This is a genomic window from Caballeronia catudaia, from assembly GCF_001544755.2.
GTDB classification, from domain to species: Bacteria; Pseudomonadota; Gammaproteobacteria; order Burkholderiales; family Burkholderiaceae; genus Caballeronia; species Caballeronia catudaia.
Map to the genome: position 1 here is coordinate 1 of NZ_FCOF02000125.1, position 1,671 is coordinate 1,671.

At 57.7% G+C, this 1,671-nt stretch carries 1 protein-coding gene and 2 pseudogenes; 2 read left to right on the plus strand and 1 reads right to left on the minus strand.

Annotation, left to right across the window (positions count from 1 at the left end):
• The first annotated feature begins 98 nt into the window (after positions 1–98).
• Complete coding sequence (locus AWB75_RS36360; RefSeq protein WP_235012444.1) at positions 99–860, plus strand: tyrosine-type recombinase/integrase; 762 nt, start codon at positions 99–101, stop codon at positions 858–860.
• 81 nt (positions 861–941) lie between these two features.
• Here AWB75_RS36360 and AWB75_RS36365 read toward each other — a convergent pair.
• Positions 942–1,181 (minus strand): annotated as a pseudogene (locus tag AWB75_RS36365) (transposase); the annotation flags it as partial.
• 104 nt (positions 1,182–1,285) lie between these two features.
• On the opposite strand from AWB75_RS36365, the pseudogene AWB75_RS36370 reads away from it, so the two are divergent.
• Positions 1,286–1,657: pseudogene (locus AWB75_RS36370) on the plus strand (IS110 family transposase); the annotation flags it as partial.
• Positions 1,658–1,671: the final 14 nt, after the last annotated feature.

The window sequence follows — 1,671 nt, forward strand, 5'->3', positions numbered from 1 at the left end:
CTCATCCCTCATCAAGGCGATGATCGTATAACGCTCAAGCCGAGAATCGGTTGTCATGGATTTAGTAAAACTCAATAGAACAGGATCGGAATAACAGCGTGCGTACTCGTAACGCTCGGCTCGCCGCCATCCATTCGCTGTTCCGCTATGCGGCATTACGGCACCCTGAATCCGCAGCCACCATTGCTCGCGTGCTGGCGATACTACCGAAGCGTTTCGAGCGCACGATCGTTACCTTTCTCACCGAGCGGGAAGTGCAAGCGCTCCTTGCTGCGCCAGATCGAACGTCGTGGTCAGGGCGACGCGACTATGCGTTGCTACTGGTCGCGGTGCAAACCGGATTGCGGATCTCCGAGTTGATCGGTCTGCGACAAAGCGACGTTCACCTCGGCGCTGGTGCGCATCTCGCCTGTCACGGCAAGGGTCGAAAGGATCGCATCACGTCATTGACAGTCCCTGTCGTCAACGTGCTGCGCACGTGGCTCGCCGAGTGTAACGTCAACCCGCCCGCGCAGCTGTTTCCAACACGCACCGGCAAACCACTCAGCCGAGACGCGATCGAGCGCCGCATTGCACTCCATGCATCTACAGCATCTGTCGCCTGTCCGACTTTGACAACGAAGAAAGTAACTGCGCATGTGTTGAGGCATACCTCTGCAATGAGGCTTCTGGAAGCGGGCGTCGATCCCACGGTGATCGCTCTATGGCTCGGCCATGAACATGTCGACACCACCACGATCTATCTACACGCGCATCTGGGAATCAAGGAGCAAGCTCTCGCCCGGGTTCGCATGCCTAGCACCCAGCCCGGCCGGTATCGCCCCTCCGATACGCTTCTCGCCTTTCTGGAATCGCTTTGATTATGCCGATACCTAAAGTGCGTTCGCCGCCAGCAGCCTGGTATCGCAGCCGGACTTCGGCATAATCCGGACATCGGCGTAATGGAACCAGCAACGCTGTCCTCGCGTCACGGGAAACACTTCCTCCAGTGCAGCCCAGAAGCCCATCGCGCCGTCGCCGACGGCCAGCAACGGACCGGCCTGCAAGCCTCGCGCTTTTAGGTCAAGCAGCAGCTCCAGCCACGACGCTTTCGATTCGCGATAGCCATCACCGATCGCCACGCGCTCTTTGCTCCCGTCCGGCTTCACGCCGATGATCACCAGCAATGAAATGAACGCGTCCCACTCGTGAGCGAAAGGAAGTAAGGTGGATCCTCACGGGCCAACGGCATCAATGTGCCCCGATGGAAAGCGCATGCACTTCCCGGCAACCGGAGGATCCACACATGAATGCTACGCCAGTTGGAGTTGACATTGCCAAAAACGTGTTTCACGTGCACTACATCGACCCGGAAACGGGAGAGGTCGTGAATAAAGCAATACGGCGCACGCAGTTTCTCGAGCATTTCGCAAATCGTGCGCAGTGTCTGATCGGTATGGAGGCATGCGGTGGTGCGCACCATTGGGCGCGACAGCTGATGGCGATGGGACATCGGGTGAAGTTGATGCCAGCGAGGTTTGTGAAGGCGTTCAACATTCGCAATAAGAGCGACGCAGCGGACGCAAAGGCGATCTGGCTGGCAGTACAGCAACCGTCTATTGAGACTTACGTAAGTCATGACATCACCAGAGCTCGGCTTGTTTCCAACATGCGGCGATGATCGATTTGCGC